28 protein-coding genes are annotated in these 26489 nt (G+C 64.7%); 14 read left to right on the top strand and 14 right to left on the bottom strand.

Translation table 11 applies throughout. The annotated features are described in order from the left end of the window. Nucleotides 1-106 precede the first annotated feature (106 nt). Nucleotides 107-1891: an acetolactate synthase 3 catalytic subunit gene (locus V9L21_RS09305; RefSeq protein WP_337311164.1), complete on the bottom strand. Its 1785-nt coding sequence runs from the start codon at nt 1889-1891 to the stop codon at nt 107-109. 283 nt (nt 1892-2174) lie between these two features. On the opposite strand from V9L21_RS09305, the gene V9L21_RS09300 reads away from it, so the two are divergent. From V9L21_RS09300 to V9L21_RS09275, 6 genes are read left to right on the top strand one after another with little or no spacing between them, the layout of a single operon-like run. After that, nucleotides 2175-2741: an RNA polymerase sigma factor gene (locus tag V9L21_RS09300; RefSeq protein ID WP_093019119.1), complete on the top strand. Its 567-nt coding sequence runs from the start codon at nt 2175-2177 to the stop codon at nt 2739-2741. After that, a complete protein-coding gene (locus tag V9L21_RS09295; protein WP_337311162.1) occupies nt 2738-3160 on the top strand; it encodes a DUF3619 family protein in 423 nt (140 codons plus the stop codon). The genes V9L21_RS09300 and V9L21_RS09295 overlap by 4 nt, the downstream gene beginning before the upstream one ends. An 18-nt stretch (nt 3161-3178) precedes the next feature. Next, nucleotides 3179-4078 carry a DUF3106 domain-containing protein gene (locus V9L21_RS09290; protein ID WP_337311160.1) on the top strand — a complete coding sequence of 300 codons (900 nt, stop codon included), beginning with the start codon at nt 3179-3181 and terminating at the stop codon, nt 4076-4078. Between the two features lie 11 nt (nt 4079-4089). Further along, entirely contained in the window at nt 4090-4659 is a 570-nt protein-coding gene (locus V9L21_RS09285; protein WP_337311158.1) for an RDD family protein, read from the top strand. Then, nucleotides 4656-5063, top strand: a complete 408-nt coding sequence (locus V9L21_RS09280; RefSeq protein WP_258505974.1) for a diacylglycerol kinase — start codon at nt 4656-4658, stop codon at nt 5061-5063. The genes V9L21_RS09285 and V9L21_RS09280 overlap by 4 nt, the downstream gene beginning before the upstream one ends. A 31-nt stretch (nt 5064-5094) precedes the next feature. After that, nucleotides 5095-5685, top strand: coding sequence for a TIGR00730 family Rossman fold protein (locus V9L21_RS09275; RefSeq protein ID WP_337311156.1), 591 nt, complete (start codon nt 5095-5097; stop codon nt 5683-5685). Nucleotides 5686-5712: 27 nt separating this feature from the next. Here the strand turns inward: V9L21_RS09275 and V9L21_RS09270 are convergent, their stop codons facing one another. Then, complete coding sequence (locus tag V9L21_RS09270; protein WP_126746480.1) at nt 5713-6051, bottom strand: P-II family nitrogen regulator; 339 nt, start codon at nt 6049-6051, stop codon at nt 5713-5715. Then, nucleotides 6048-7751 carry an NAD+ synthase gene (locus V9L21_RS09265; RefSeq protein WP_337311154.1) on the bottom strand — a complete coding sequence of 568 codons (1704 nt, stop codon included), beginning with the start codon at nt 7749-7751 and terminating at the stop codon, nt 6048-6050. The genes V9L21_RS09270 and V9L21_RS09265 overlap by 4 nt, the downstream gene beginning before the upstream one ends. A gap of 19 nt (nt 7752-7770) precedes the next feature. Between V9L21_RS09265 and V9L21_RS09260 the strand changes: the two genes are divergently transcribed. Further along, nucleotides 7771-8952 (top strand): GNAT family N-acetyltransferase, encoded by a 1182-nt coding sequence (locus V9L21_RS09260; RefSeq protein WP_337311152.1) that lies wholly within the window; start codon nt 7771-7773, stop codon nt 8950-8952. Nucleotides 8953-9028: 76 nt separating this feature from the next. After that, a complete protein-coding gene (locus V9L21_RS09255) occupies nt 9029-9781 on the top strand; it encodes a hypothetical protein (protein WP_337311151.1) in 753 nt (250 codons plus the stop codon). Nucleotides 9782-9839: 58 nt separating this feature from the next. Here V9L21_RS09255 and ppa read toward each other — a convergent pair whose 3' ends face one another. Further along, a complete protein-coding gene (gene ppa, locus V9L21_RS09250) occupies nt 9840-10367 on the bottom strand; it encodes an inorganic diphosphatase (protein ID WP_021007095.1) in 528 nt (175 codons plus the stop codon). A gap of 254 nt (nt 10368-10621) precedes the next feature. Here ppa and V9L21_RS09245 point away from each other — a divergent pair, with 254 nt between their 5' ends. Next, nucleotides 10622-12805: a sodium-translocating pyrophosphatase gene (locus tag V9L21_RS09245; RefSeq protein WP_337311149.1), complete on the top strand. Its 2184-nt coding sequence runs from the start codon at nt 10622-10624 to the stop codon at nt 12803-12805. Nucleotides 12806-12818: 13 nt separating this feature from the next. Further along, entirely contained in the window at nt 12819-13187 is a 369-nt protein-coding gene (locus tag V9L21_RS09240; RefSeq protein WP_337311147.1) for a nuclear transport factor 2 family protein, read from the top strand. 15 nt (nt 13188-13202) lie between these two features. On the opposite strand, the gene V9L21_RS09235 is transcribed toward V9L21_RS09240, so the two are convergent. Beyond that, nucleotides 13203-13838 carry a TetR/AcrR family transcriptional regulator gene (locus V9L21_RS09235; RefSeq protein ID WP_337311145.1) on the bottom strand — a complete coding sequence of 212 codons (636 nt, stop codon included), beginning with the start codon at nt 13836-13838 and terminating at the stop codon, nt 13203-13205. A 111-nt stretch (nt 13839-13949) separates the two neighbouring features. On the opposite strand from V9L21_RS09235, the gene V9L21_RS09230 reads away from it, so the two are divergent. Next, nucleotides 13950-14798, top strand: coding sequence for a metal-dependent hydrolase (locus tag V9L21_RS09230; RefSeq protein WP_337311143.1), 849 nt, complete (start codon nt 13950-13952; stop codon nt 14796-14798). On the opposite strand, the gene V9L21_RS09225 is transcribed toward V9L21_RS09230, so the two are convergent. The 8 genes from V9L21_RS09225 to V9L21_RS09190 all read right to left on the bottom strand — a co-directional run bounded on the left by V9L21_RS09225 (nt 14792) and on the right by V9L21_RS09190 (nt 22361). Next, nucleotides 14792-15373, bottom strand: a complete 582-nt coding sequence (locus V9L21_RS09225) for a hypothetical protein (RefSeq protein ID WP_337311141.1) — start codon at nt 15371-15373, stop codon at nt 14792-14794. The two genes, V9L21_RS09230 and V9L21_RS09225, sit on opposite strands and share 7 nt — an antisense overlap. A gap of 214 nt (nt 15374-15587) precedes the next feature. After that, nucleotides 15588-15818: a hypothetical protein gene (locus V9L21_RS09220; protein WP_012747462.1), complete on the bottom strand. Its 231-nt coding sequence runs from the start codon at nt 15816-15818 to the stop codon at nt 15588-15590. Beyond that, nucleotides 15805-16173, bottom strand: coding sequence for a hypothetical protein (locus V9L21_RS09215; RefSeq protein WP_337311139.1), 369 nt, complete (start codon nt 16171-16173; stop codon nt 15805-15807). Before V9L21_RS09215 ends, V9L21_RS09220 begins: the two co-directional genes overlap by 14 nt. A gap of 18 nt (nt 16174-16191) precedes the next feature. Then, nucleotides 16192-17103, bottom strand: a complete 912-nt coding sequence (locus V9L21_RS09210; protein ID WP_337311138.1) for a DUF6999 family protein — start codon at nt 17101-17103, stop codon at nt 16192-16194. After that, the gene (locus tag V9L21_RS09205) at nt 17087-19042 is read right to left on the bottom strand and encodes a beta-ketoacyl-ACP synthase III (protein ID WP_337311136.1); all 1956 of its coding nucleotides are present in this window, start codon (nt 19040-19042) and stop codon (nt 17087-17089) included. The genes V9L21_RS09210 and V9L21_RS09205 overlap by 17 nt, the downstream gene beginning before the upstream one ends. Before the next feature lie 3 nt (nt 19043-19045). Next, a complete protein-coding gene (locus V9L21_RS09200) occupies nt 19046-20005 on the bottom strand; it encodes a fatty acid desaturase family protein (protein ID WP_337311134.1) in 960 nt (319 codons plus the stop codon). Continuing rightward, the gene (locus V9L21_RS09195) at nt 19989-20777 is read right to left on the bottom strand and encodes a sterol desaturase family protein (RefSeq protein WP_337311132.1); all 789 of its coding nucleotides are present in this window, start codon (nt 20775-20777) and stop codon (nt 19989-19991) included. Before V9L21_RS09195 ends, V9L21_RS09200 begins: the two co-directional genes overlap by 17 nt. 9 nt (nt 20778-20786) lie before the next feature. Next, complete coding sequence (locus V9L21_RS09190; RefSeq protein ID WP_337311129.1) at nt 20787-22361, bottom strand: phospholipase D family protein; 1575 nt, start codon at nt 22359-22361, stop codon at nt 20787-20789. A 149-nt stretch (nt 22362-22510) separates the two neighbouring features. Between V9L21_RS09190 and V9L21_RS09185 the strand changes: the two genes are divergently transcribed. After that, nucleotides 22511-23065 carry a peroxiredoxin gene (locus V9L21_RS09185; RefSeq protein ID WP_337311127.1) on the top strand — a complete coding sequence of 185 codons (555 nt, stop codon included), beginning with the start codon at nt 22511-22513 and terminating at the stop codon, nt 23063-23065. A gap of 47 nt (nt 23066-23112) precedes the next feature. Beyond that, nucleotides 23113-24546: an aldehyde dehydrogenase family protein gene (locus V9L21_RS09180; RefSeq protein WP_337311125.1), complete on the top strand. Its 1434-nt coding sequence runs from the start codon at nt 23113-23115 to the stop codon at nt 24544-24546. A 31-nt stretch (nt 24547-24577) separates the two neighbouring features. Here the strand turns inward: V9L21_RS09180 and V9L21_RS09175 are convergent, their stop codons facing one another. After that, the gene (locus V9L21_RS09175) at nt 24578-25462 is read right to left on the bottom strand and encodes a ZIP family metal transporter (protein WP_337311467.1); all 885 of its coding nucleotides are present in this window, start codon (nt 25460-25462) and stop codon (nt 24578-24580) included. Between the two features lie 216 nt (nt 25463-25678). On the opposite strand from V9L21_RS09175, the gene V9L21_RS09170 reads away from it, so the two are divergent. Continuing rightward, entirely contained in the window at nt 25679-26440 is a 762-nt protein-coding gene (locus V9L21_RS09170; protein WP_337311123.1) for an SDR family oxidoreductase, read from the top strand. The last annotated feature ends 49 nt before the right edge of the window (nt 26441-26489 follow it).

Below are 26489 nucleotides of genomic sequence, written 5' to 3'. Positions count from 1 at the left end.
TTTGCGCGACTCCTCTTTTCGCCGCCCTCCCCCACGCACGGTAATGCGCGGGCTTGGCGGGCAATAGATTCGTCGTCAGTAAAGTTAAGAGCGAATGCGCCGACGATCAGAGATCTTCGGAGCCCAACAGCATTTCGGTGATGCCCATGCCGGCCTTGACCATCGGGAACACGTTCTCGGTGGGGTCGGTACGGAAATCCATGAACACGGTGCGGTCCTTGAGCTTGCGCGCTTCACGCAGCGCCGGCTCCACGTCTTGTGGACGCTCGATCAGCATGCCGACGTGGCCGTAGGCCTCGGCAAGCTTCACGAAATTGGGGAGCGCATCCATGTAGCTGTGGCTGTAGCGGCCGGAGTATTCGATCTCCTGCCACTGGCGCACCATGCCCAGGTAGCGGTTGTTGAGCGAGCAGATCTTGATCGGCGTGTTGTATTGCAGGCAGGTGGAGAGTTCCTGGATGCACATCTGCACCGAGCCTTCGCCGGTGATGGTGAACACTTCCGAATCGGGCTTGGCGAGCTTGATGCCCATCGCGTACGGAATACCGACGCCCATGGTGCCCAGGCCACCCGAATTGATCCAGCGGCGCGGCTCGTCGAAGCGGTAGTACTGCGCGGCCCACATCTGGTGCTGGCCGACGTCCGACGTGATGTACGCGTCGGCGTCCTTGGTCATGTTCCAGAGGGTTTCGACCACGTACTGCGGCTTGATGACGTCCTTGTTGTCGCGGTCGTACTTGAGGCAGTCGCGCGAGCGCCAGGCCTCGATGGTCTTCCACCAGTCGGACAGCGCGCCGGCGTCGGGCTTGGTGGTGCTCTCGCGGATCATCGAGATCAGTTCGGTGAGCACGTCCTTCACATCGCCGACGATCGGAATGTCGACCTTCACGCGCTTGGAGATGCTCGAGGGGTCGATGTCGACGTGGATGATCTTGCGATCGTTCATCGCAAAGTGCTTCGGGTTGCCGATCACGCGGTCGTCGAAGCGCGCTCCCACGGCCAGCAGCACGTCGCAGTTCTGCATCGCGTTGTTAGCTTCGATGGTGCCGTGCATGCCCAGCATGCCCAGGAACTTGCGGTCGCTCGCCGGGTAGGCGCCCAGGCCCATCAGCGTGTTGGTGACCGGATAGCCGAGCATGTCCACCAGCGTGCGCAGTTCGTTGGTGGCATTGCCCAGCAGCACGCCGCCGCCCGTATAGATGTACGGGCGCTTGGCGTTCAGCAGCAGGTTCAGCGCCTTGCGGATCTGGCCGCCGTGGCCCTTGCGCACGGGGTTGTACGAGCGCATCTCGACCTTGTCGGGATAGCCTGAATAAGGAGTCTTCTTGAACGAGACGTCCTTGGGCACGTCCACCACCACCGGGCCCGGACGGCCGCTGCGTGCGATGTGGAAGGCCTTTTTCATCGTCAGAGCCAGGTCTTTCGGGTCCTTGACGAGGAAGTTGTGCTTCACGATGGGGCGCGTGATGCCGACGGTGTCGCACTCCTGGAAAGCATCGAGGCCGATGGCGGCGGTGGGTACCTGGCCCGAGATGATCACCATCGGGATGGAGTCCATGTACGCGGTGGCAATGCCGGTGACCGCATTGGTCAGCCCGGGGCCGGAGGTAACCAGCGCCACGCCCACTTCGCCGGTGGCGCGCGCATAGCCGTCGGCCGCGTGGACGGCTGCCTGCTCGTGGCGCACCAGCACGTGCTGGATGGTGTCCTGCTTGTAGAACGCGTCGTAGATATACAGAACCGCGCCGCCCGGATAGCCCCAGATGTACTGGACGCCTTCGGCCTGCAGTGCCTTGACCAGCACTTCAGCGCCCATGAGCTCTTGCGTTTGATTGCCGGCGCCAGAGGACGCGGCTGCTGCGGAAGCGAGTTCCGCCTTCGAGATTTCCATGATCAACCTTTGGAGTTTTTTCGGGAACGAAAAACCTTGGGTGCCCCTTGCCAACCCTTGTGGGGTCGCGCCAGGACTTGAGGCCAAAGCCATGAGCGGACTGATGTTCCGCCGGACCGTGACCCGTTTGCCTTTTGACTTGCAATGCGGATTATGACATCGATGCGCCGGCCTTCGCGCGAAAACCGCGACGAAAAGGCAGGAAGGCATAATCCGCGGCGGAAAACATAAGCGCTTCCAGACACCCCATTCCCACGCGGCGCCCCACGGTGCCCCCTCTCGCTTGGCCACTGAACAAGAACTTTCCGACTTTCTGAAGAGCGTCGAACGGCGCGCTTTCAAGCGCTCGGTTTATCACGTGCGGGACGAGGAAGCGGCTCTCGACATCGTGCAGGACAGCATGATGAAGCTGGCGCAGCACTACGGAGACAAGCCCCCGGAAGAGCTGCCGATGCTGTTCCAGCGCATTCTTTCGAACTGCACGCTCGACTGGTTTCGCCGGCAGAAAACACGGCGCGCCCTGTTCTCGAACCTGGGCGACTTCGAAGCGGCCGGCGACGACGGAGATTTCGATCTTCTGGAGAACTTCGTCTCTCCGACCGACTCTAGGGAAACGGAGAGCGCCGAGGACACGACCCGCCGCGCCCAGGTCTTTCACGAGATCGAAGAACAGATAGCAGCTTTGCCAGGTCGTCAACGAGAGGCTTTCCTGATGCGTTACTGGGAAGAAATGGATGTGGCGGAGACGGCCGCTGCAATGGGCTGCTCCGAGGGCAGCGTCAAAACCCACTGTTCACGGGCCGTGCACGCCTTGAGCAAAGCGCTCAAAGCCAAGGGAATTTCGCTATGAACACTAAGGTTCCTACCTCTTCTTTTGCCGCCGAAGATCAATTCGGCCAGCGGGTGGCTGCGCGGCTGTCGGCCGGCAGCCAGGAGCTGTCGCACGACATCGGCGAGCGGCTGCGCGTGGCGCGGGCGCAAGCCGTCGCAATGCGCAAGCAGGCGCCCCAGTTGCGTGCGGCGTCCACGGTCATCCGGTCCGGCAATGTGGCCACGATGGGCGGCAGCTGGTGGACGCGCATCGGCTCGGTGATCCCGTTGATCGCGCTCGTGGCCGGGCTGATCACCATCAGCGTCATGCAGGACGAAGACCGCGCCAGCGAACTGGCGGATGTCGACTCGGCGCTGCTCACGGACGACCTGCCCCCGGCCGCCTACACCGACCCCGGGTTCGCCCAGTTTCTCAAATCGGACGGCGCTTCCGACTGAGTCCTGCCGAACGAACGAATGCGACCTCTTCCCGTTTCCTGCGCTTCCACACCCCGCCTGATGCGCCCGCAAACGTCGGGCGCAATCATTTGGGCGGGTGCGCTCGCCATGGCGATTTTTGGTCTCAGTGCCTTGGGGGGCCTGAGCCTCGCAAGCGCCCAAACTCGCTCCGAATCGCTCAAGCCAGCTACTGACACTGCGCAGACTGGACCAGCATCGGCATCGCACCCCGCTGCCTCGAAAGTTGCCCCGGCAACCAAGCCGGCCTGGAGCGAGCTCACAGCCGAGCAGCAGCAGGCGCTGCAGCCGCTCGCGTCGCATTGGCACACCTTGAGCACGGGGCACAAGCGCAAATGGCTGGCACTGTCACGCAACTACGCGAACATGTCGGCCGATGACCGAACAACCCTGCACAGCCGCATGATCGAATGGGCCGCACTGAGCAACCAGCAGCGGGCCCAGGCGCGCCTCAACTTCGCCGAGGTAAAGAGCGTGCCCGCCGACGAGCGCAAGGCCAAATGGGAGCAATACCAGGCGCTGAGCGAAGAAGAGAAGCGCCGGCTTGCCGAGCGTGCTCCTGCCAAGCCGCGCGGCGCCGCCGTTCCGGTGCGCCCCATTCCCGCCCAGAAGCTGGTTGCGGTTCCCGCAGTGACGCCCTCTGGACAGCACACGCCGCGTATCTTGCTGGCACCACCCGCGTCGGCGACTGCAGCGGCAGCGCCGGTCACCGCACCCGCGGCTGTCATGGTGGCATCGCCGCCGGAGCGGATGCCGGGTGCCGTGACCGTCGCTCCCCCATCTGCTCCCGGTTCGCCGCCGTCCGCTCCCATCCCGGCCGAAGCGCAAGTGCCGGACCCCTCTTCTGCCGCACCCTCCACCGCCGCAGGACGACCGGCCGAGCAAGCCTCGCCCCCCTGAACAAGATTTCGATGGTTTCACCTTCCCCTGAAGTTTCGGAATCGAATTCCTCTTCCGCCCCCACAGAATCTTCGACCAGCGCTCCTCTTTCGATAGTGCCAGGCCTGTGGAGGCGAATGGCATGCTGGCTCTACGAAGGCATGCTGCTGTTCGCAGTGGCCATGATGTCGGCCTGGCTGTTCAGCGCGCTCAGCCAGATGCGCAACGCCATGGACGACACGCGCCGCCCGCTGCTGCTGGCCTATCTCTTCGTGGTGTTCGGCGTCTACTTCGTCTGGTTCTGGTCCAAGGGGCAGACACTGGGCATGAAAACCTGGAACATTCGAATCGTGGACAAACAAGGCCGCCCGGTCACCCAGCCGCGGGCCTTCTTGCGCTACGTGCTGAGTTGGGTCTGGCTGCTGCCGCCGCTGGCATTGCACCCGTTGTTGGGCGTGCCGGTGGTCGAGACGCTGGTCCTGCTGTTCGGCTGGATTGCCGTGTGGGCCGTGCTGGCCCGCTTTCACCCCGAGCGCCAGTTCTGGCATGACGCCTGGGCCGGCACGCGGCTCATAACCTCCAAGCCGATGAGCCGCCGATGAGTGCCCTGCCCAAGCTTCCCGATCCCGCCGTCAATCCGCAAAAGGCCCGCAAGGGCTTCGAGCGCGTGTGGCACGCCACCCTGATTTCGCTGCACGGCCTTCGCGCGGGCTGGAGCGAGCCGGCCTTCCGCCAGGAAGCCATCATGGCCATCGTGATGATTCCAGCGGCCTTCTGGCTCGGCCGCAGCTGGGTCGAAGTCGCGCTGCTCGCCGGGAGCGCCATTCTGGTGATGATCGTCGAGCTGCTCAACACGGCGGTCGAAGCCGCCATCGACCGTATCGGCCCCGAATGGCACGACCTTTCCAAGCGCGCCAAGGACATGGGAAGCGCCGCCGTTCTGCTGTCCCTCACGTTGTGCGGAGGCATCTGGCTGGCGGCGTTGTGGCAGCGCTTCGCGTCATGAAAGCGCCCCCGGCAAAAGGCATGATGGCGGGATGAATCCTGAATTTTCGATCTGTGTGTATTGCGGCTCGCGCCCCGGCGAGCGCGCTGAGTTCTCCAAGGCCGCCGAAGCGGTCGGCCAGTGGATCGGCCAGCACCGCGGCCAACTGGTCTACGGCGGCGGTCGCACCGGCCTGATGGGCACCGTGGCCGAGGCCACACGCGAAGCCGGCGGCCGCGTGGTCGGCATCATTCCCAAGGCGCTGGTCGACCGGGAGCTGGCCAACACGCTTTGCGACGAGCTCCACGTGGTCGACACCATGCATGAACGCAAGGCCATGATGGGCGAGCGCGCCGACGCCTTCATCGCTCTTCCGGGCGGCATCGGCACCTTCGAGGAACTGTTCGAGATCTGGACCTGGCGCCAGCTCGGCTATCACGACAAGCCGACCGGCATCCTGAATACGGCCGGGTACTACGACGGCCTGCTGGGCTTTTTGGCGCACAGCGTGCGCGAAGGCTTCATGGGCGAATGGCAGATGGAACTCATCCGTACGGGTACCAACCCCACCGAGCTGCTCACCGCACTGCGCGCACAGGTGCCACTGCACCCCCGCGGCGACCGCCTGGCTGAAAACCTCTAGATCCGGGCCAGGCCGGCGGCGCGCCGTTCAAACGGCGTTTTCGTTCTCTTCGCCAGTGCGGATGCGCACGATGCGCTCTACTTCCGTGACGAAGATCTTCCCGTCGCCGATCTTGCCGGTGCGGGCCGAGTTGACGATGGCTTCAATGCAGCGTTCCACGTCGCCCTCGTTGACGACCACTTCGACTTTCATCTTCGGCAGGAAGTCGACCACGTATTCCGCACCACGATAGAGCTCGGTGTGCCCCTTCTGGCGGCCGAAGCCCTTGACTTCGGTCACCGTGAGGCCGGTTACCCCCACTTCGGCCAGCGCTTCGCGCACGTCCTCGAGCTTGAAGGGTTTGACGATGGCGGTGATCTGCTTCATGGTTTTTGCGCTCCGGCGGTTTCGTTGAATTTGCTGGTGATAGGGTAACGCCAATCTTTGCCGAAGCTGCGATGGGTGACCCGGATGCCCACTGGCGCCTGGCGCCGTTTGTATTCATTGATCTTGATGAGCCGCGCAACCCGCTCGACCACCGCGCGTTCGTAACCCGCCGCAATGATCTCGTCGATGCCCTCGTCGTCCTGCATGTAGCGTGCCAGGATGCCGTCGAGGATGTCGTAGGGCGGCAGGCTGTCCTGGTCGGTCTGGTCGGGCCGCAGTTCGGCGCTGGGCGGCCGCGTGATGATCCGTTCGGGAATCGGCGAGGCGCCGGTGCCGTACGGGTCATGGGCATTGCGCCAGCGGGCCAGCGCAAACACGGTGGTCTTCAGCAGGTCCTTGATGACCGCGAAGCCGCCCGCCATGTCGCCGTACAGGGTGCAGTAACCCGTGGCCATTTCGCTCTTGTTGCCGGTGGTGAGAACGATCGAGCCGAACTTGTTCGACAGCGCCATCAGGAGCGTGCCGCGGATGCGGGCCTGGATATTTTCCTCGGCCGTGTCTTCGGGCAGGCCCTTGAACTCCTCGGCCAGCGTGCCCTTGAACGATTCGAAAGTGTGCTTGATCGAAATTTCGTCGTAGCGCACGCCCAGGCGGTTGGCCATCTCACGCGCGTCGATCCAGCTGATGTCTGCCGTGTAAGGCGAAGGCATCATTGCAGCGCGCACCTTGTCTTTGCCGAGCGCATCCACCGCGACGGCAAGCACCAATGCGGAATCGATGCCGCCCGAGAGCCCCAGGATGGCTCCTGGAAAGCCGTTCTTGCCGATGTAGTCCCGCACGCCCAGTACCAATGCGTCCCACAACTGAGCTTCGGCGTCGCGCGGCGGCGCGATCGTTTGCGGCTCAGCCGCGAAGCCGATGCCTGCGCCGCCTTGCGCGGGCCGCTCGAGCTGCATGAAAACCAGGCGTTCCTTGAAGCTCTCGGCCTGCGCGGCCAGGGCACCGTCGGCCTGCAGCGCGAAGGATGCCCCGTCGAAGATCACTTCGTCCTGGCCGCCAACCAGGTGCGCGTAGACGAGCGGCAGCCCAACCGCACGGACTCGGTCGGCCATTCGCGCCACGCGCTCGCCTTCCTTGCCGACGTGGTACGGCGAGGCGTTGATGACCGCCAGCACTTCGGCGCCCGCCGCGCGGGCCAGCTCGGCCGGCTCGTCGAACCAGGCGTCCTCGCAGATGAGCAGGCCCACCGAGACACCACCGGCCTCGAACACGCAGGTACCCTGCCCCGGCGTGAAATAGCGGAGCTCGTCGAACACTTGGTAGTTGGGCAGCTCGCGCTTGGCGTAGGTTTCGAGGATGCGCCCTTCCCTGATCACGCTGGCGGCGTTGTAGCGCATCTGCACCGCCACCGAGCGGCTGCGGAGGCTCCCGCCCGTGGGATGCCCCACCACCACGACCATGTCTTTGAGACCGGCGAGCGCGGCGGCAATGCCTTTCACGGCATCATCGCAAGCTTCGGTAAACGCGGGACGCAGGAAAAGATCCTCTGCCGCATAGCCGGCAATCGAGAGTTCGGGCGTGAGCAGAAGACGCGCGCCCTTTGCGTAGGCTTCATGCGCGGCATCGACGATTTTTTTCGCGTTGCCGGCGAGGTCGCCCACCACAAAGTTGAGTTGCGCGACGGCGAGCTTGAGCGTCATACGGAAGGAAGAAAAAGGCTTGAACGATTATGTCATTCGGGTGATGGCATCGCTGTCGGACCTGAACCCGAAAGCATGGAACTCGCTGCTCGACGCCCAGGCGGAACCGTCGCCTTTCATGCGCTACGAGTACCTTGCCGCGCTGCACGAAAGCGCCAGCGCCTCGCCTGAAAGCGGATGGACACCGCAGTTCGTCACGCTCTGGTGCAAAGACGAATTGCAGGCTGCCTGTCCGGTCTACATCAAGACGCACTCCTACGGCGAATACGTCTTCGACTGGGCGTGGGCCAACGCCTATGAGCAGCACGGGCTTGCCTACTACCCCAAGGCGGTGGTCGCGGTGCCTTTCACGCCGGTGCCCGGCGCACGTCTGCTGGCCCGCGATGCGCACAGCCGCACGCTGCTGGTGCAGGCGTTGGTGGCCTGGTGCAAGACGCAAGAACTCTCGTCGTTGCATTTGCTGTTCGGCGCCGACGCCGACATTGCCGCCTGCACCGAAGCGGGCCTCATGTTGCGCAACACGGTGCAGTTTCACTGGACCAACACAGCCCCGGTCGGGGCTGACGGTGCCGAGCCTTACTCGGACTTCGAGTCCTTCCTTGCCAGCCTCTCGCACGACAAGCGCAAGAAGATCCGCCAGGAGCGCCGCAAGGTGGCCGACGCGGGCGTGAGCTTTCGCTGGTCGCGCGGCGGCGACATCGCGGCATCGGACTGGGACTTTTTCTACCGCTGCTACGCGCGCACCTATCGCGAGCACGGCAATCCGCCCTATCTTTCACGCGACTTCTTCCAGCGCATGGCCGACACCATGCCCGAAGCCTGGCTGCTGTTCGTTGCCGAACGCGATGGCAAACCGATTGCCACGAGCCTGATCGCCCTGTCCACGCATGACGACGGCGCGCTGGTCGCCTATGGCCGCTACTGGGGCGCCATGGAACGTGTCGACTGCCTTCATTTCGAAGCCTGCTACTACCAGCCGCTGGCCTGGTGCATTGCGCACGGCGTAAGGCGGTTCGAGGGCGGCGCACAGGGCGAGCACAAGATGGCGCGCGCACTCATGCCGGTCAAGACCACCAGTGCCCATTGGCTGGCACATCCTGCGTTTGCCGATGCGGTCGAGCGCTTTCTCGAACGCGAGGGAGAAGGCATCGGCAACTACATGGACCACCTGGGCGAACGCAGCCCGTTCAAGGCCGGCTGAGGCGCGGCGGCGCGGTCGGCCTGCCGCCATGCGGGGCTGCTATAAACGCGCCCAATCCAACAACAGAAAGAAACAGATGCCGTTCGTCGGACTGGGGCTGCACATCCTCATTGCGCTGTTCTTCGCCGTGCATGCCATGCGCCACGGCAAGCAGATGTACTGGCTCATCATTCTCTTCAGCTTTCCCCTGCTGGGCAGCATCGTGTACTTTGTGGTCGAGTACCTGCCGGCCTCCCGCATGCAGCGCACCGCGGGCAAGGTGGCGAGCGCGGCCATCGGCTTTATCGACCCCGAGCGCGAGTACCGCGCGGCCACCGAGGCCTACGACCTCGCCCCCACCGCCCAGAACAAGCTGCGGCTTGCCAAGGCCGCGCTCGACAAGGGCCAGGCTGCCGATGCGGTCGGGCACTACCGCGACGCCCTGAAGGGGCCGCTCGCAACCGATCCTGAATTGCAATTTGGCCTAGCCAGCGCGCTGCTGGCGGCAGGCGGCGCGGCTTCGGGCCGCGAAGCGCTGCAGGCGCTCCAGGCCCTGCGCGCCTCTCGTGACGACTACCGCAGGGACGAAGTCGCCGTGCTCACCGCCCGCGCACTGGCTGCCGATGGGCGCCATGCGGAGGCCCGCGAAGCCTTCGAGGCCGCACTGAGCCAGCACAACACGGTCGAAGCCCGTGCCCGCTACATCGCCTGGCTGGCAGCGCAAGGCGACACGGCCGGCGCGCAGCGCCAATGGAACGAACTCCAGCAAGCCGCGCGCCACTGGAACTCGCACGCACGCTCCGTCAATCGCGAATGGATGAGGCTGGCCAGCGACGCGGCGCAGGGCTGAGGCCCCGCGGCCTGGCACCCTGCCCCTCGGGCAGGACCGGCTACTGCAATTACTCCGCTTACTTCTTGTAAGCAGCGATGCCGTCGACGACTTCCTTCTTGGCGGCGTCGATGCCTTCCCAGCCCAGCACCTTGACCCACTTGCCGGCTTCCAGGTCCTTGTAGTGCTCGAAGAAGTGGCTGATGGCCTTCAGGCGCATTGGGTTCACATCGTCCACCGACTTCCAGTGGCTGTAGATCGGCAGCACCTTGTCGGTGGGTACCGCCAGCACCTTGCCGTCCACGCCGGCTTCGTCTTCCATCATCAGGATGCCGAGCGGGCGGCACGGCACCACCACGCCGGGCAGCAGCGGGTACGGTGCAATCACCAGCACGTCGACCGGGTCGCCGTCGCCCGAGAGCGTCTGGGGCACATAGCCGTAGTTGGCGGGGTAGTACATCGCGGTCGTCATGAAGCGGTCGACGAAGATCGCGCCCGATTCCTTGTCCACTTCGTACTTGATCGGGTCGGCGTTCATCGGGATTTCGATCACGACATTGAAGGCGTCGGGAATATTCTTGCCGGGGGAGACTTTGTCGAAGGACATGACGTTTTCGAGTAGTTGAAAAGTATGAGGAGAGATGGGGACAAACCCGGAGTTTACTTTCCGTGTCACGGGCCGGTCGCACACGTTCCTGTTTTTGCCTGTAAATTGCACCCGTTGGCCAATCGGCTCCGCACCCCGGTGCAGTGAGCTTCGAGGAAGCAACGCGACGGAAAACATGGGCCCCGTACGCGTTGCGCGCAGGACCCATGCTGTCCGTCTCCACAAGTCACAACGAACGAATGGAGAAGCAAAGCATGATCGGCAACACCCCCCTGATACTCGCCATCGTCTGCGGCCTCGTGGCCGTCGGCTACGGTTTCTGGGCCCGAAGTTGGATTCTCGCCAAGGACCCGGGCAATGCCCGAATGCAGGAAATCGCGGCGGCCATCCAGGCCGGCGCCTCGGCCTATCTCGCCAAGCAGTACACCACCATTGCGGTGGTCGGCGTCGTCCTGGCCATTCTCATCGGCATCTTTCTCGACGCGACCACGGCCGTTGGCTTCGTGGTGGGCGCGGTGCTTTCGGGCGCCTGCGGCTTCATTGGCATGAACGTGTCGGTGCGCGCCAACGTGCGCACCGCGCAGGCGGCCACGCAAGGCATCGGCCCGGCGCTGGACGTCGCGTTTCGCGGCGGCGCCATCACCGGCATGCTGGTGGTCGGGCTGGGCCTCCTGGGGGTCTCGGTCTTCTACTGGTTCCTGGCGGGCAACGGCAACCTCACCCCGGACCGCAGCCTTTCGGCCATCCTCAACCCGCTCATCGGCTTTGCCTTCGGCTCGTCGCTGATTTCCATCTTCGCGCGGCTGGGCGGCGGCATCTTCACCAAGGGCGCCGACGTGGGCGCCGACCTGGTCGGCAAGGTCGAGGCCGGCATCCCGGAAGACGACCCGCGCAACCCGGCGGTGATTGCGGACAACGTGGGCGACAACGTCGGCGACTGCGCCGGCATGGCGGCCGACCTGTTCGAGACCTATGCGGTAACGCTCATCGCCACCATGGTGCTCGGAGCACTCATGGTCGCGGCGGCGCCGCTCAACGCGGTGCTGTACCCGCTCGCGCTCGGCGGCGTGTCGATCATCGCGTCAATCATCGGCTGCTTCTTCGTGAAGGCCTCGCCAGGCATGGTCAACGTGATGCCGGCGCTCTACAAGGGCCTGGCGGTGGCGGGCATCCTGTCGCTGATCGCATTCTGGTTTGTCACCAGCTGGATCATTCCGGACAACGCCATCGCCCCGAGCGGCAGCCAGCTCAAGCTGTTCGGCGCCTGCTTCGTAGGCCTTGCGCTCACCGCAGCGCTGGTGTGGGTTACCGAGTACTACACCGGCACGCAGTACAAGCCGGTGCAGCACATCGCGCAGGCCTCCACCACGGGCCACGGCACCAACATCATCGCGGGCCTGGGCGTCTCGATGCGCTCGACGGCCTGGCCGGTGATCTTCGTCTGCATTGCCATCATGGCCTCGTACACCCTTGCTGGTCTGTACGGCATTGCGGTGGCCGCTACGGCCATGCTCAGCATGGCGGGCATCGTGGTTGCACTCGACGCCTACGGGCCCATCACCGACAACGCCGGCGGCATTGCCGAGATGAGCGAAATGCCCGCCAGCGTGCGCTACATCACCGACCCGCTCGACGCGGTCGGCAACACAACCAAGGCGGTGACCAAGGGCTACGCCATCGGTTCGGCCGGCTTGGCCTCGCTGGTGCTGTTTGCCGACTACACCCACAAGCTGGAGAGCTTCGGGCTGAACATCAGCTTCAACCTGAGCGACCCGATGGTGATCGTCGGCCTGTTCATCGGCGGGCTGATCCCCTACCTGTTCGGCGCCATGGCCATGGAAGCCGTGGGCCGTGCTGCCGGCGCGGTGGTGGAAGAAGTGCGCAGGCAGTTCCGCGACATTCCCGGCATCATGGAAGGCACGGGCAAGCCTGAATACGGCAAGGCCGTGAGCATGCTGACCGGCGCGGCCATCAAGGAAATGATGATCCCCTCGCTGCTGCCGGTGGTGGTGCCGATCCTGGTCGGCCTGCTGCTCGGGCCGAAGGCGCTGGGCGGCCTGCTGATGGGCACCATCGTCACGGGCCTGTTCGTGGCCATCTCGATGTGCACGGGCGGCGGCGCCTGGGACAACGCCAAGAAGTACATCGAAGACGGCCATCATGGCGGCAAGGGCTCCGAGGCGCACAAGGCGGCCGTCACCGGCGACACCGTGGGCGACCCCTACAAGGACACGGCCGGCCCGGCGGTCAACCCGCTGATCAAGATCATCAACATCGTTGCGCTGCTGATCGTGCCGCTGGTGGTCAAGTTCCACGCCGGCGATGCGGCGGCAGCCGTGCCGCACAAGGTCGAGGCGCCCGTGGCGGTCACCGCGCCCGCGGCTCCGGCCGCCGCCGCAACGCCGCCGGCAGCCGTTGCTTCAGGTGCAGTGAAATGAAAGCCAAGACCTGATGCCTTCCGCGGAAAGACTCGAAGCCTTTATTGCCGCCGTCGAAAGCGGCGCGCATGCCAAGGCCATCGAAAACTACTACACCGAAGACGCGACCATGCGTGAGAACCAGGCCGAGCCCCGGCGCGGCCGCGCTACGCTGGTTGCGCACGAGCAGGCGGTGCTGGAGCGAACCGAATCAGTCGTTTCGACCTGCGTGCGCCCCGTGCTCGTGAACGGCGACCACGTAGTGATCCGGTGGGTGTTCGATTTCCGCTTCAAGGGCGGCAAGACCATGCGCATGGAAGAGCTCGCCTGGCAGCGCTGGGCGGGCGACTGCATCGCCGAGGAAGAGTTCTTCTACGACCCGGCGCAGGCCAAGCCGGCCTGATGCCCGGCTGATTCGCTATCTAAAGCTCTCGGCGGCCACGGCGCGCACCAGGCGCGTGGCCGGTGCAACCAGCTGGCTCAGATCGCCGGCCCGGTTCTGCTCGATGGACTGGAGCACCAGTTCGTTGATCCCGCCCACCACCGTCATGGCCATTTCGCTGGTGAGGTGCGCCGCGGGGCCGCCATGCGCGTTGCCGCTGCTGCCATTGATGGCCAGCTGGATGAAGCTGGCGATCTCGTCGTTCACGCGGCGCCGCGCCGCGAGGCCGGGCATACCCAGTCCGAGTATCTCGATGAACAGCGTACGCAGCAGCACCGGGTCCTGCGCAAGATAGTCGAAGTAGGCGGTCATGGCCCGCTCCACCTGCGCGTGCCAAGGGTGCGCCGGATCGAAGGCCTCGCTCACCGCCCGCAGCGCCAGCTTGCTGGCAGCCTCGTACAGGGCGATCAGGCATTCCGATTTGGTCGTGAAGTGTTCGTAGAAGGTTCGGCGCGAAACCGCCGCTTCGCGCACGATGTCGGCAATGGTTGTTTCCGCATAGCCTTTTGCCGCCACGGCGCGCGCCATGCCTTCCAGCAGCCGCGAGTAGTGCTCGTGGACCGGCTCTCCCGAAGGGCCGGCAAGGGCTGGCTTTTCAGTCGCGATGCTCATGAGGGTACATTTTCCTACGCTCTGGTACTTGACGGTACCAGCAGATGTGCGCACCATTCAACAAGCCGGTACTGTCGTGTACCAACTTGATTTTCCAGAGGATTGTTTCTTATGACCGATCTTGTCGTGCGCCGCGTTCTCATAGACCTACAAACGCCGTTCGGCCGCAACTGGTGCGGCGGCGATGCATTCTCCACCGCCTTCTTCAACGCGTTGTCGATGAGCTTTCCGTTCGGCGAGCAGTTCTTCATCGATGCCGTGCGCGACACCGTGGCCACGCTGCCGGCCGAGGCGCAAGAAAAATACCGTGCCGACGTGCGCGGCTTCATCGGCCAGGAGGCAACGCACCGCCGCATCCACACCCTCTTCAACAGCCACCTCGAAGCCCAGGGCCTGAAGGACGGCTGGACGCCGCGCGCCGCCAAACGGATGGAACTGATGGAAGGCGCCGATCCTCGCCATGCGCTGGCCGTGACGGCGGCGACCGAGCACTTCACTGCCATGTTTGCCGAGTGGCTCCTGGCCCACCCTGAAGTGCTCGATGGCGCCGAACCTCGGCTGCGCACGATGTGGCTTTGGCACTGTGCCGAAGAGCTGGAGCACAAATCCGTCGCCTTCGACATCTACAAGGCCGCCGAGGGATCGGACCCGTGGCGCACGCGCTGGTTTCGCCGGGTGACCGTCATGTTCCTGGGCGACCTGCTGCGCCAGACGTTCGACAACCTGCGCCATGAAGGGCAACTGTGGAAATGGGCCACATGGAAAAGCGCCGCGCGCATTCTGCTGAGCCGAGGCGGCTTGCTGCGGGGGAACTGGAGCGCCTGGCGCAGCTACTTCCGCGCCGACTTTCATCCGGCGCAGCAAGACAGCAGCCTCTCGGCGCGCTGGCTCGAAAACAACCGCGCGCAATACACCGCCGTGGGCGGGGCACCCGAGGCGGCTGGCGCAGCTCTTCAGTAGAAGCTGGCCCGGTGCGTGGGAGGAGTGACGGCTGGGCGCTGCTCGGGCCGCATCGTCAAGTCGTGCAAAGTGTCGAAGTCCGAGGGAGCATCGGGAACGCGCATCACGGCTTCCAGCTCATTCAATGACGCGACCCACTGGCCCGCAGCCGACTCGGCCGGCTCGTCGTTGGCGAAAGTGCCGTCGCGGATGTAAAGGGTCTCGTTGTCGGGGCGTTCGGAGTGCAATTCGATCAGGCGTGCAATCGAGAAGTTGTAGGTCACCAGCTTCTCGCGGGTGTTGCGGTCCTTGCCGCCGCAGTTGAACGAGCCTTCTGCTGCAATCACGATGCAGGAGCCCTCGACGCCGCTGTCGACATGGCTACCGGTGCGCCAGATGGCATTTGGAAGCCGCACCCGCACCTTGTCGATCACCAGGTCGCGTTGCTTGTTCAGGCTGCCGAGCGGCGGCACGAGCGAGCGCAACTGCCGCAGGCGCTCGGCAAAGATGTTGTCCATGAAGAATTCGACATGGTGCGTTGCGCTGCCGGACGAGCGCCTGACCACCTGCATGACGACATGACGTGACTTATTCATTGCAGGTCCTTCCGCACATTGCCCGACGCCGGGCGCCTATACAAAATCATTTGCCGTCGACTACAAATTAGTACTTTTTATTGACTGCAATTACTTGCATCAATTGTGTCTAACTGTATATCCAATACCGCAAATAGGGAAGGAAATCTGCAACGCAGGTGCTCGGGCATGTCGCCAAAAAGTCGCTAGCCCCTGCTAGCCGAGCGCCGTCGGATTATTCGAGCGACTCGTCCAGTGCCTTGCACGAAGGCGCGCACACGGTTTGCGACTTGCCGAGCACCTGGCGGGTGCGCAATTGCGACCGCACGCGGTGCTTGCCGCACATGAAGCAGGACATGGTTGCCCCACTGAAAGACGCGGACGCACGGAACGGCGACCCTGGTGCCTTTGATTTGTAACGCAAGCCATCGGCCACGACGGCAGTCTTCACCTCAGCTTTGGCCATCGGCTTTGTCCTTTTTCGGTTCGGTATTACGCATGGCCCGTGCTATGACTTCTCTGGCGCGGACCTCGGCTGCAAGCGCCGCATCCAGCGCCGAGCGGCACAGGCCGGCGTGTTGATAGTTGAGATTTTCGTACACCTCGGCGGCAGCGGGATAAGCGTCGAGCAGGCGGCCCAGATCGGCGCCCGGTTCAACGTCGCTGAATTCGTGCACGAGGTGCTCGACCACCGAGCGGTACTGCTCCGCCCCGACGGGAACGGTGCTGTGCTCGAGCCGCTCCAGCAGTTGAGCCAGCACGTGGGTCACTGCCAGATCGGTCTTGGGAGACGGATTTTGGGTCGTGTTCATGGAGTCCATCTGGGGGCAGCATACGCTTTATGCAAGTGCCTCCTCCCGTGCGGGTGTTGCCTCGGGGGGCGCCTCATGCGCGGCCTGCATGCGCCGCAGCAGGCTGTGCAGCATTTCGGTCGAGAGCCCATGGATGACCAGCCGATGCCCCGCCCGCAAGGTGGAAAGCGGCACCAGCGGGTGCTTGTTGTTGACCAGAATCAGGTGCTCCGGAGCGCCCAGCACCGTCGCGGCGTAGATGCCGATGGTTTCGTCGAGTTGCAGGGAGTTGGCTGCTCGCCAAAAGTCGTTATCGGTCAGCATGAGCTGATAAAGAGGCGTAAATAGCTCAATAGCGCTCTGCAGATCGAGAAAATTCAGCTTGCCTTGCGGCATGTCCGAAAGCCGCAACCCGGGGTCCTTGATCATCGAAAAGTCGACATCGGCTGCCTTGCCGAGCACCATTCCCCGGTCGCGCAGCGCCTGGTTCAGGCGAATCACGAAATTGAACAGATTCAGATCGTGCTTCAGGAACATCTCGTCCCTGAGCGCATCGATGTCGGCGGGCTCAAGCGGCGAGGTACCCACCGGCACGGGGGAATTGCGGCCAATGAAGCTCAGCACCTGCGAACCCAGATGGAAGTGCCGCAGGATCAGCCAGTTCGCCTCCGGTGAAACGAAGCGCTTCAGCCCCCAGGCCAGCAGGTTGTGCAGCATCTTCGAGTGCGACCAGTTGCGCGGCACGAACACCTTCACCACCTGGATCAGGATGATCGTGAGCCGCGCCACCGGCCGCAGGAACGGCAGCAGGTACTGCCGCGAGCCCGAGCTCGAATCGGCCAGCCACGCGGCCTTGACCTCGTCGGGCAGCGGCGTGCTCTGGTCGAGGTAAAGGGCCAGCCAGGGGCTGGGGTCGCGCTCGTCGTGGCCCTGCTCGAGGAAATCAGGCGTTCGGCTCATGTGACATTCGCTCCGTGATGTGCTGAAACTGCATCAGATAAAGCGCGGCCGTGTGGCGCGCCGTGTCGATGATCTGCCGGGCTGCGCGGCCCTGCCCTTTGCCGCCTTGGCCGTCGTTGCCCACTTCCACGGCCATCATCATCTCGACCACGGCAAGCCATCGGTTCAGGTGGTTCTCGTCGTTGTGGCCGTGGTACTCGAGAAAGCGGAACGCATCGGGCGGCAGCTTCAGGCCGGCCTTGATGAGCGGAAGCAGCGCCGGCACGATGCGCTGGCCCGTGCCTTCGATGATGTAGATCGCGCCCAGCAGCCCGATGGGGTCGCGCGTGGCCGCCAGGCCATGGAGGTAGGCGTTGAGTGCCTCCCCACCCGGGTTGCGGCGCAACTCGCCGATTTCGGCCACGGTGCCGCCGGCCTTGCGGTAGTCGCTGAAGAGAATGTTGAAGTCGTCCTGCTCTTCACCCGCATGCACGTCGATCAGCGCGGCCAGCGTCTTGTACGGCCCGGTCAGCGAAGCGGCGCCTTCGCGCATCCAGCGGCTGCCTTCGCGCACCTGCGGAACCCATTGTTCCATCCAGTTCAGGTAGTCGGGCAGCGCGAAGCGGCGTTCGCGGATCTGGCGGATCAGAGGCGTGCGCCAGACGTTGGAGCGGTAGTCGTGCCAGATGCCGGCCAGCTCGGTCAGCAGTGCGCCCAGGCCTTCGGGTGCGGCGGCCGGGTCGTGCGGCGGAGCAATCGCCATCTCATCGTCGGGGGGCGCCGTTTCGGCGGCCGCGCGTGGGCTGGACACCGCTTGGGCAGGCGCATCGACGGCCTCGACCTCCAGCAGCATGTAGGCGGCCATGAAGCGTCCCGACTCCGGCACGTAGCAAAAGATCTGCTCGCCAGGCTTCAGCGTCTTGGTGTGCAAGAACTCGGACAGCATGATCAGGATGGACGCCGCGCCGGTGTTGCCGCGCCAAGCCAGGTTGCTCCACCACCGTTTGCGCGGAATGGCGAGGTCGGCCTTCGTCATCAGGTCTTCGACCACGGGAATGAATTTTTCCGACGAGTAGTGGCACAGGAAATGGTCGACCCGCTTCGGATCGACCCAGCCATCGCGCACCAGCGTCGCGTATTCGTGAATGCCGATGTCGAACAGGTGCGGCAGCAGGCGAATATCTTGCCGCAGCGACAAGGCACCGGCGGCTTCCGCCTCGGCCCAGGAGCCATAGTCCAGATGGCCGCGCGCACGGTCCTCGGTCAGGCCCAACTGCATGCAGACCGGGTAGTCGCCCGAAAATGCGCGCTGATGCACCCATTTCAGCCGCAAACGCAGCCCGGGGTTGCCGGCCAGCCCGGGCGTGCCGTCGGACAGCAGCAGCGCGCCCGCACCATCCGACAGCATCCAGCGCAGGAAGTGCGAGTCGAAGTCCGTTTCATAGCCACGGGCCGCGAAGCGCGAGCGCTTGAAAAGCCGCGACGGCATTTCGCTTGCCACCGCAAGCGCGCTGCGGTGCGCGCCCAGCTCGATGCCTTGCGCGGCCGACTGAATGGCCGACACGCCCGCGGCGCAGATCCCGTGTACCGACAAGGTCTCCATTGGCGCTGCCGCCAGCTCGCCCTGGATCATGTTGGCAAAGCCCGGCATGAGCGTGTCGCCGCCCGACGAACCGCTGGCCAGCAGCGACACGCGCGAAAGCTCGGCCCCGCCGCGCTGCAGGCAATCGCGGATCGCGCCCGCCGCGAGCTGCGCATTGGTTTCGCGCGTCGCGCCCTCCTCGTCGATTGCATAGTGCCGCGTGAGAATGCCGTTCTCGGCCAGGATGCGCCGCTTGATGCGCTCCGACATGCGGTTGAGCGGCGCGATGTAGGCGTCCATGCGCTCGTTGGGAATGGGCTCGCCGGGCATGTAGTAGCCGGCGCTCTCGATGTAGACGCGTTGAAATGGAACAGGCATGGTTCAGTGGGTTGAAGACTCGGGCGGCACCAAAGGCACGGATGACATCAGCGAGCGGCTGCGAAAGCGCGGCCACAGCGCTCCCAGCACGAACACGCGAACCATGTAGGGCACCAGCCCTTGCTCATTGAGTGCGGGATCGACCTGCGCGCGGTAACGCGTGCGGTGCAATTGCGTGAGCTCGGACCAGTGGACATGCGGGTTCTCGTGATGTGCGGTGTGCAGGCCGATGTTGAACAGCAACGGGTTCACCAGCCCTTCGAAATTGCGTGCGTAGTTCAAGCGGGTACCGGCGGTATCGCGCCGCGCCTCCGCGTTCGGCACTTGCCCGCGTCCGTCCGCATGCGCGTGCTGCAGGTAGTTGGTGGCCAGCAGCCAATGCAGGCCATGCAGTTGCGGCAAGATCACGAACAGCAGCGCCTTGCGCCAGTCGAGCAGCAGCAGCGCCCCCCAGCTGCCGAGCCACAGCGCGTACTGCGCCATGCAATAGCGCCATGCCCCCGGCCGGTGCCTGCGAAGCCGCCCGAGCCAACAGAAGAACACGGGCATCAGCACCCAAACCGCTTGAAACGGATGCAGCAGGTATCCGCGCAAGTGATTGGTGTCGCCGCCGAAGCGATAGGTGCGCGCCACGTCCCGCGGCCCATGCCGGTGGCGATGGTGGTTGGCCACGTGCGCGGGCCAGAAAACGAAGGTCGGGTGCCCCTGCAGCAGCGTGATCCAGAAGTCGGTAAGCCGATTCATGCGACGCCCGCGCCACATGCGCAAATGCACATGGTTGTGGTGGATCACGCCCACACCCAGCGTCAGAAAAAGCATCAAGCCATAAAGCGGCACGGCAAAGCCATGAATCCACTGCCATGCCGCCAGCGCCGGAAGCGCCACCAGGTAGGCAAGGCTCTGCCAGTCGCGCCAATGGCGCAGGCGCGCCGGCCTGCGCAGTGCGTCAGGCCGGCGTGCCATGCTGCTGTTGGCGTTGCTGCTTGTCTTGAAAAGCCTGGAACTGCGGCTCGGCCGCATCCGCGGCGATGCGCGTGCCGAACAGCCGGTCCATGAAAGTGAACTGGAATCCGTAGTTGCCGCCGTGGCAGGCGTGGTGCAAATGATGCCGGCGGCTCGCAGCGAACCAGTGGCTGTAAGACACCCCAGGGAAGAAGTCGTAGTTCGAATGACCGATGCTGTTGAAGAACAGGCTGAACAGCGGCACCGAGGCAAGCGACCAGAAGCTGAAGTCGTGCAGCAGCATCGGCAGCAGGATCACGTTGCCGAGCATCACCGCCTCAATCGGGTGAAAGCTGTACGTCGCCCAGGGCGTCGTCACCACCGAGCGGTGGTGCGGCCCGTGAAAACGCCGCAGCCAGCGCATGTGCAGCACGCGATGGTTGAACCAGAAATGCACGTCGTTCCAGACCGCCAGCACCACAATTTCAAGCGCGATCTGCCGCCAGCCCGCATCACCGTCGAGCCGCGCCCAGCCCAACTGAAGCAAGCCCCACGGAAACACCATGCCCAGCCCAAAAACCAGCACCGAAACGCCCGACTGCGTCAGTTCGCGGCGCAATTGCCCCGGCTGCAGCGGACGTGGATCGAGCACCCGCCCGATTCCGAGTGCCGGCAGCACCCGGCGGGTCAACAGCCAATTGAGTGCGCCGAACCCCAGGTAGATCGAGCCGAAAAACGCCAGCCCCCAGCACATTACCTGGAGGGCGGACAAATTTGTAAAGGTTTGCGCCATCCCCCGAGGCTACAGCAGCATTTCGGGAACCAGAGGCGCAATGATCATGTTGTGGAGCCGCTGGAAGAAGGTCGACTCCGGCTCCGAGGTCAGGATGACTTCCTTTTCTCCGTCGCTCGTGAGCCACTGCAGCGTGCCGGTGTCCTTGGCAAGGCGCAGTCGGTAGGAGTTCTGCAGCTTGCTGATGTTGATGACGCGCAGCATCTCTCGCGCCAGCTGCGGGCTGTCGACCACCAGGCCCATTTCGGTGTTCTGGCTCGCCGAGCGCGGATCGAGGTTCATCGAGCCGATGAAGATGCGCGTCTTGTCGATGGCCGCCGTCTTGGAGTGCAGCCGCCCCAGCGATTTGCCGAACATGCCGAAGCGCTCGCCCGCGGTGGTGCGCTGCGGGCTCAGTTCGTACAGGTCGGCCCCGCCCTTGAGCAACCGCTCGCGGTAGCGCGCGTAGCCGGTGTGCACCAGCGGCTCGTCGTTGGCGGCCAGCGAATTGGTGAGCAGCGTGAGCTTGACGTTGCGCTTTGCCAGGTCTTCGAAGGCTGCCATGCCGCGCTCGCCGGGCACCAGGTACGGCGATGTCAGGTCGACCTGGATCTTGGCGTCCATCAACAGCGTCCAGACCTGCATCGTCACGCTGGTGGCAATGGCTTCGTCCGCCGTCATGGTGGTCGGCTTGGTGGGCGGGTCGGCAATGGCGCGGGCCTCGCCCCACAAAAGCCCCATGCGGCCGCCGTCGAGCTCTTCGGCGATCGGCCCGTAGCCCAAAATGTCGGAAGGCGGAAGCACGACCCTCGGTGGCGCCGCCGCCATGCCGATCCAGGCGTCGAAGTCCGCGGTGGTGGGCATGCGGCCGCCCTCGCCCCGGACGATGTCCGCCACGGGCCAGACCTGCTTGCTGTTCCAGTAGGCATCGAAAATCGACTCCAGCTGCGGCAGCACCTTGCCCACCACCAGCGCGTCCATGTCGATGAAGTTTTGCGCCTCGCTCAGAACGAAATACTCGTCGGCGATATTGCGCCCGCCCACCACCGCCATCACCCCGTCGGCAATGAATAGCTTGTTGTGCATGCGGTGATTCAGCCGCCCGATCTCGTGCGGCGACGCCGCGAAACGCGATAGAAATCCGTTGCGCCCGCAACAGAACGGGTTGAAAAGCCGCACGTCCACATTGGGCGTCTGCGAAAGCGCAAGCAGCAGCTGCTGGCTCCTGGCGGTGTAGAGATCATCCACCAGCAAGCGCACCTTCACCCCGCGCGCCGCCGCTTCGCGCAGCGAGCGCATCAGCAACCGGCCGGTGGCGTCGTTCTCGAGCTGGTAATACTGGACCACCAGCGAACGCTGGGCGCGCTGCGCCAGTTGGATGCGCGCGTCCAGCGAATACACGCCGAGCGGCATCAGCCGGAAGCCCGAATGCTCCCCGGGCGGCGTCGAGGCCGCCACGATCTTCGCGAGCGTGGTGGAGGGGTCGGCCGCTTCTGCAGTTACCGCCGCCCGCTCGCGCGCCGGCGGCAGCGACCCGCAGGCTCCCAGTGACGCGATCATCACGCCCGCTAGGCAAATTCGAAGGAGTCGAGACCAGACATTCATGATGATGGAACGGTGTCCTCTTTGGTTTTGTTTGGTTTTTCTTGACTGCTGCCGGGTATACGCTGGCCGGCGCCCTCCGGTTTCATTCGGGCGATCTTTAAATGCTCGCCCATCCTAGAATTCGCTTCACACCTGTTCGGAGTTACACCATGGCAAGACCGATCCTCTCACGCATCGCACTGATGTCGGTCGCCGCCGCAATGGCGCTCCCCGCCAGCGCCGCCCTCGATATCGGCGACCCGGTACCCAAGTTCACCGCCAATGCCGCGCTTGGCGGCAAGACCTTCCGCTATTCGCTTGCCGAAGCCTTGGCCAAAGGGCCGGTGGTGTTGTACTTCTTTCCGGCGGCCGACTCCAGCGACTGTTCGATCGAGGCCCATGCGTTTGCCGAGGCCATCGACCAGTTCACGGCGCTGGGCGCCACCGTCATCGGCATTTCGGCCGACGACATCGACACGCTCTCGAAGTTCTCGGTCAAGTCGTGCCAAAGCCGCTTTCCCGTCGCCTCGGACGAATCGAAAACCGTCATCAACGGGTTCGACGCCCTGATGCAGACGCGGCCGGACTTTGCCAACCGCCTGTCCTACGTGATTGCGCCGAACGGCACGGTGGCTTACTACTACCAGAACCTGAACCCGGACAAGCATGTGGAGCGCATGCTCAACGCGGTGCGGGCCCTGTCGCGCCCCGGCGCACCAAGGTAGCCGGGGTCGCCGGCGGGTTTGCGCGGCTTCGCGCAAAATCCGGTTCCATGCAACTCAACTTCATCGCCAACGCCGACGTCCCGTCCTCCTCCGGCCGCACCCTGCAGGTGCTCGACCCGTCCGACGGCCAGCCTTTCGACGAAATCCAGCGCAGCAACGCCGCCGACATCGACTCCGCGGTGCGCGCGGCGCGCGATTGTTTCGAGGGCGTGTGGCACAAGGTGAGCGCAGCCGACCGCGGCCGCCTGCTCTACAGGCTTTCCCAGAAGATTGCCGAGCACGTCGACGAACTGGCCCTGCTGGAGCAGCGCGACTGCGGCAAGCCCGTGAAGCAGGCGCGTGCCGACGCAGTGGCGCTGGTGCGCTATTTCGAGTTCTATGCCGGCGCCTGCGACAAGCTGCACGGCGAGACGATTCCCTACCAGGACGGCTACAGCGTTTTTACCTGGCGTGAGCCGCACGGCGTCACGGGCCACATCATTCCCTGGAACTACCCGATGCAGATCTTCGGGCGCAGCGTGGGCGGCGCCCTGGCGGCCGGCAACGTGTGCGTGGTGAAGCCGGCCGAAGACGCCTGCCTTTCGCTGATTCGCGTGGCGCAGCTTGCGGCCGAGGTCGGTTTTCCGGCCGGCGCGCTCAACATCGTGACCGGCTACGGCCATGAGGTGGGCGACGCGCTCGCGCGGCATGAAGGCATCGACCACATCAGCTTTACCGGCAGCCCGAAGATCGGCACGCTCATCCAGCAAGTGGCGGCCGAGCGGCATTGCCCGGTCACACTCGAGCTCGGCGGCAAGAGCCCGCAGATCATCTTTGCCGATGCCGATCTCGACGCAGCCATTCCGGTGATCATCAATGCCATCGTGCAGAACGCCGGCCAAACCTGCTCGGCCGGCTCGCGCGTGCTGATCCAGCGCGGCATTTACGAGCCGCTGCTCGAACGCCTCGGCCATGCCTTCGAGGCCCTGCGCGTCGGCCCCGCGGCCATGGACCTCGACGTGGGCCCGCTGATCCGCCAGACCCAGCAACAGCGCGTGTGGGATTTTCTGAGCGACGCCCAGGTGGCCGGCATCCCCATGGTGGCCCACGGCGTGGTGGTCGACGAAGCACCCGAAACCGGCTTCTACCAAGCCCCCACCCTGCTGCGCGACGTGCCCGTGAACCACCGCCTCGCACAAGAAGAAGTGTTCGGTCCGGTGCTTGCAGCGATGCAGTTTGCCGATGAGGACGAAGCGGTGGCGCTAGCCAACGCAACGCAGTTCGGCCTTGTTGCCGGTATATGGACTGCCGATGGAGCACGCCAGTTCCGCATGGCCAAGCGCGTGCGCAGCGGCCAGGTGTTCATCAACAACTACGGCGCCGGCGGCGGCGTGGAACTGCCGTTCGGCGGCGTCAAATCGTCGGGCTACGGGCGCGAAAAGGGCTTTGAGGCGCTTTACGGCTTCACCACCCTCAAGACCGTCGCCATCAAGCACGGTTGAGAGGCCGGGTCGGCCGGGCCGCGGCGCAGGGCTACCCCAGCGCCGTGTCCAGCAGCATCATCAGCACGAAGCCGAGCATCAGCCCGCTGGTCGCGAAGCTTTCGTGCCCCTTGCGGTGCGACTCCGGAATGATCTCGTGGCTGATCACGAACAGCATGGCCCCGGCCGCAAAGCCCAGCCCCCACGGCAGCAGCAAGACGGAGTGCCCCACCACGGCCGCGCCCAACACCGCGCCAAGGGGTTCGACCACCCCTGAAACCATTCCGATGAAGACCGCGAACCCGCGCCTGTAGCCCGCCGCCAGCAGCGCCACGGCCACCACCAGGCCTTCGGGCACGTCCTGGATTGCGATGCCAGTGGCCAGCGCGTCGGCGCGCAACCCGTTGCCGGCCGCATAGCCGACGCCGATCGCGAGGCCCTCCGGCAGGTTGTGCAGTGCGATGGCAAACACGAAGAGCCAGGTGCGCCGCAGCCTGTGCGCGGTCTGGCCCTCTAGGCCCTTGATGAAGTGCTCGTGAGGCAGCACGCGGTCCAGCAGCATCAGCGCGATGCCGCCCAGCAGGATGGCCGCGCCCATCACGCCGCCGGCGGCCCAGTTGCCGCCGCCGAACATCTCTGCCTTTTGCGCCGCCTCCAGGCCGGGAATGATCAGCGAGAAGGCGCATGCGGCCAGCATCACGCCGGCGCCAAAGCCGAACAGCGTGTCCTGCAACCGCTCAGGGAGCTTCTGCGAGAAGAGTACCGGCAGCGTGCCCAGCGCGGTGGCCAGCGCCGCAACCGAACCACCCACCAACGCGCTCCAGACGACCGGGTCCGCGCGAACGAATTCGCAAAACCGGAAGGCCAGCGCAAGCGCGCCGGCAGAGACGATTGCCAGACCTATCCTTTGGCGTGCCGAGAGATCGGTGCGCTGCATGTAAAGCACGATTGCAAGCTCCTTGTGTTGAAAGAGCCCTTTGCGTCAATTCGAGTGCTGCGTACTCAGGCACCTTAATGATAGTAATTCTCAACAACGGCGTCCAGCAGGCGTTCAGCAGGCATTTAGCGAGCCGCGCAAAAAGCGCCGCGCCCAAGCGCCAGGCAGCACGGCCCGATACACTGCCCCGCTGCACTTTTTTCGAGGAGACACAGCGTGCGCGTCAAGAACAAATCCATCATCGTGACCGGTGCCGGCGGCGGTATCGGCGAAGGCATCGCCAAGCGGCTCGCAGCCGAGGGCGCCCAGGTGCTCGTGAACGACATCAACCCGGCAGCCGGCCAGCAGGTGGTCGAAGCCATCCTGCGCGACGGCGGCAGGGCCTCGTTCTTCGCGGCCGACGTTACGCAGTCGGCCCAGGTCAAGGCCCTGGTCGAGGCCGCGGTGGAGCGCCACGGCAAGCTCGACGCCATGGTCAACAACGCCGGGTGGACCCACCGCAACCGCCCTGCCCTTGAAGTCGGCGAAGACGAATTCGACAAGTGCTACGCGGTCAACGTGAAGAGCATCTACCTCGCCACCGTGCACGCGGTGCCGGCATTCCGCGCCAACGGCGGCGGCTCGTTCATCAACATTGCCTCCACGGCCGGCGTGCGTCCGCGTCCGGGCCTTACCTGGTACAACGGCTCCAAAGGCGCCGTCATCACGACGAGTAAGTCGCTGGCCGCCGAGCTCGGCCCCGACAACATCCGCGTGAACTGCATCAACCCGGTGTTCAACCCCGACACGGGCCTGGCCGCCGAATTCGCCGGCGGTCCGCTCACCGAAGAGCGCAAGGCCAAGTTCCGCGCCACCATTCCGCTCGGCCGCTTCTCGACGGCGCTCGACGTGGCCAACGCCGCGCTGTACCTCGCAAGCGACGAGGCCGCGTTCATCAGCGGCGTGTGCATTGAAGTGGACGGCGCGCGCTGCGTCTAGCAGACCTGCCGAGTAGCCCTTTCCGGCTCGGCCCATCCCCGATGGAGTA

Source organism: Variovorax sp. CCNWLW235 (genome assembly GCF_037204085.1).
Lineage (GTDB): Bacteria > Pseudomonadota > Gammaproteobacteria > Burkholderiales > Burkholderiaceae_C > Variovorax.
This window is presented reverse-complemented; position numbering and strand designations above follow the sequence as displayed.